The following is a 1,764-nucleotide window of genomic DNA, read 5'->3' as shown; positions in this document are numbered from 1 at the left end:
CTCAATCTCTGCGCCCGCCGCTTCGACGATTTGACGCCGCAGGCAAAATTGCTGGCGGCAGCGCTGGCGTGAGCCGGACAGCGAGCACCTATCCCCATCAGCGCTGAATCATTGCCTTGCTTTTCAAATATTCGTGACGTAGCTTGTTTGCACATTGGCAAAAAAATCGCCAAACTTTTTTCCTTTTGTGAAAGACGGGGACTTTGCGGGAACATCTCGATCTGACCGATCGGCGGCTGGTCAAACAGCTGTCGCAGGACGCCCAGCCGGGCATCAACCGGATCGCCGAGATATTGGCGATTTCGGTGCCGACGGTGCGCTCGCGGCTGCGCAACCTGCTCGACCGCAACCTGCTCAAGATCGTCGGGCTGCTGAACCTGACCGAGCGCCCCGAGCTGATCTCCGCCATTGTCGGCATCAATGCCCAAGGGCGCGGCCGGGCCCGCGAACTGGCGCAGCGCATTGCCGAACTGCCCTTCGTCAACTCGGCCTCGGTGGTCACCGGGCGCTTCGATATCATCGTCGACGTGACGGTGGCCGGTGACGTCGCCGATCTCTACCGCGTCACCAGCGAGCTGATCCCCGGCGCCGGCGAGCCAGGCGAAGTCGTGCGCAGCGAGACATTCGTCGTCATGGCGTCCTGCAACAAATGGGTCAGCCTGCCGGAAGGCTGCTGGTCGGACGACCGCAAGGAGCCGGCATGAAGATCGCGGTTCTCGGCGGCCTCGGCTTGCAAGGCCGGGCGGCAATCACCGACCTCGTCGCCAGCGACGGCGTCGAGGAAATCGTCTGCGTCGATACCGCAGCGGACGGCCCGGCCCGGCTTGCCGGCCTGACCGATCTTGCCCGCGTGCGCTTCGTGGTGCCTGAGGGCGCGATCGGCCAGGCCCTGGCCACTGTGCTTGATGATGTCGACGCCGTCATCGACCTGTTGCCGCAGCCGCTGATGCGCGAGGCGGTAAAGGCCGCGATTGCCACGCGCACGCCGCTGGTCACCACCAATTACGCCAAGTCGATCGCCGACCTGGCGCCGGCCGCCGAACAGGCCGGTATCTCGATTATGACCGAATGCGGGCTCGACCCCGGCATCGACCTCGTGCTCTACGCGCGCGCCGCCAGGCAGTTCGACTCGATTTCTTCGATCGATTCCTATTGCGGCGGCATCCCCGAGCCGAAGGCGATGGCCAAGCCGCTGTGCTACAAGGTGAGCTGGAATTTCGACATGGTCCTGGTCAGCCAGAACCGCGACAGCGTGATGATCGAGGACGGGAACCGTGTCGCGGTGCCTGCCGGCCAGCAGCACGACAATCCGTTCATCCATGAAATCGAGGTTGCCGGTCTCGGCAGGCTCGAAGCCTTCCCCAATGGCGACGCGCTGCACTATGTCGAGATGCTGGACGCCGCAAAAGGGCTGCGCCGCTCCGGCCGCTACACACTGCGCTGGCCGGGATGGTCGGCCTTCTGGGCGCCGTTGAAGGAACTCGGTTTCCTCTCTGAGGACAAGGTGCCCGGCACCTCCAACAGCCCGCGCGAATTCCTTGGCCGGCTGCTCGGCCCGCAATTGCAATACGGCCCCGGCGAAAAGGATCTTTGCGTGATGCGCAATGTCTTTTCCGGCCTCGAAGGCGGCCGCGCCAAGACGGTGACGTCGGACCTGATCATCGAACGCGATCTCGTTTCCGGCCTGTTCGGCATGAGCCTCGGCGTCGGCTATCCCGCCAGCATCGTGGCGCAGATGCTGGCGAGGGGCGAGATCACCAGACC

At 64.2% G+C, this 1,764-nt stretch carries 2 protein-coding genes; both read left to right on the top strand.

Annotated elements, in window-relative coordinates; all coding sequences use genetic code 11:
- Positions 1-203 precede the first annotated feature (203 nt).
- A complete protein-coding gene (locus EN932_RS35415; RefSeq protein WP_024501775.1) occupies positions 204-704 on the top strand; it encodes an Lrp/AsnC family transcriptional regulator in 501 nt (166 codons plus the stop codon).
- On the top strand, positions 701-1,764 hold a 1,064-nt coding region (locus tag EN932_RS35410), incomplete at its 3' end, for a saccharopine dehydrogenase family protein (RefSeq protein WP_164890823.1). The genes EN932_RS35415 and EN932_RS35410, both read left to right, overlap by 4 nt.

It is taken from the genome of Mesorhizobium sp. M7A.F.Ca.US.002.01.1.1, from assembly GCF_004022955.1.
In the GTDB taxonomy this organism is placed as follows: Bacteria; Pseudomonadota; Alphaproteobacteria; order Rhizobiales; family Rhizobiaceae; genus Mesorhizobium; species Mesorhizobium ciceri.
This window is presented reverse-complemented; position numbering and strand designations above follow the sequence as displayed.